Origin of the sequence: Marinomonas pollencensis (assembly GCF_003387375.1) — a bacterium.
GTDB lineage: Bacteria > Pseudomonadota > Gammaproteobacteria > Pseudomonadales > Marinomonadaceae > Marinomonas > Marinomonas pollencensis.
Genome location: NZ_QUNG01000036.1, coordinates 1 through 1664 on the forward strand (window position 1 = coordinate 1; position 1664 = coordinate 1664).

The 1664-nt window shown below is 54.6% G+C and carries 1 protein-coding gene; it reads right to left on the reverse strand.

Features of this window, described 5'->3' with window-relative positions:
- A partial coding sequence (locus tag DFP81_RS18065; protein WP_220343053.1) for a beta strand repeat-containing protein occupies nt 1–1664 on the reverse strand: 1664 nt, incomplete at both ends.

Here is a 1664-nt window from a genome sequence, read left to right on the forward strand (position 1 = left end):
TTTACGGCGAAGTTCTCGTCAGTATCCGCACTGGTGTCTAGATCCAAGGTATCGGCTGTTTCAACAGTATTACCCGCATCGTCGGTGGCCAACGCCGTAACGGTAATTTCACCGTCTGTCAGGCCAGATAGATCCGCGTCCGCCACAGTCCAGACGCCGTCAGTTTGTGTCGCGTCCACAACCACGTTGTTAGTGCCATCACTGAACGTAACGGTAACCGTTTCTGCGTCCGCGTCCACGCCACTCAAGGTCACGCTCACAGAGTCCGCTTCGTCCGCGTTGGTTACTTCATCAGAAGTCACAACATTTACGGCGAAGTTCTCGTCAGTATCCGCACTGGTGTCTAGATCCAAGGTATCGGTTGTTTCAACGATATTACCCGCATCGTCGGTGGCCAACGCCGTAACGGTAATTTCACCGTCTGTCAGGTCAGATAGATCCGCATCCGCCACAGTCCAAACGCCATCAACTTTCGTCGCATTTACAGTGACATCCGCTGTTGTTTCATCACCATCACTGAAGGTCACGACCACGCTTTGTGCGTCATCGTCCACGCCACTCAAGGTCACGCTCACAGAGTCCGCTTCGTCCGCGTTGGTTACTTCATCAGAAGTCACAACATTTACGGCGAAGTTCTCGTCAGTATCCGCACTGGTGTCTAGATCCAAGGTATCGGTGGTAGTAGAGGTGTTACCCGCATCGTCGGTGGCCAACGCCGTAACGGTAATTTCACCGTCTGTCAGGTCAGATAGATCCGCATCCGCCACAGTCCAGACGCCGTCTGTTTGTGTCGCGTCCACAACCACATTGTTGGTGCCATCCGTGAACGTCACTTTCACCGTCTCGGTGTCCGCATCTACGCCACTCAAGGTCACGCTCACTGTGCTCGCTTCGTCCGCGTTGGTCACTTCATCAGAGCCCTTAACAGTCACGGCGAAGTTGTCGTCGGTGTCGGCGCTGGTGTCTAGATCCAAGGTATCGGTTGTTTCAACGGTATTACCCGCATCGTCGGTGGCCAACGCTGTAACGGTAATTTCACCGTCTGTCAGGTCAGATAGATCCGCATCCGCTACAGTCCAGGTGCCGTCAACTTTCGTCGCATCCACAACCACGTTGTTGGTGCCATCACTGAACGTAACGGTAACCGTTTCAGCATCATCGTCCACGCCACTCAAGGTCACGCTCACAGAGTCCGCTTCGTCCGCGTTGGTTACTGCATCGGTGTCACTGACTGCAACCGTGAAGTTGTCGTCGGTGTCGGCGCTGGTATCTAGGTCCAAGGTATCGGTTGTTTCAACAGTATTACCCGCATCGTCGGTGGCCAACGCTGTAACGGTAATTTCACCGTCTGTCAGCCCAGATAGATCCGCGTCCGCCACAGTCCAGACGCCGTCAGTTTGTGTCGCGTCCACAACCACGTTGTTAGTGCCATCACTGAACGTAACGGTAACCGTTTCTGCGTCCGCGTCCACGCCACTCAAGGTCACGCTCACAGAGTCCGCTTCGTCGGCGTTGGTTACTGCATCGCCTTCGGCCACAGCCACACTGAAGTTGTCGTCGGTGTCGGCGCTGGTGTCTAGATCCAAGGTATCGGTTGTTTCAACGGTATTACCCGCATCGTCGGTGGCCAACGCTGTAACGGTAATTTCACCGTCTGTCAGCTC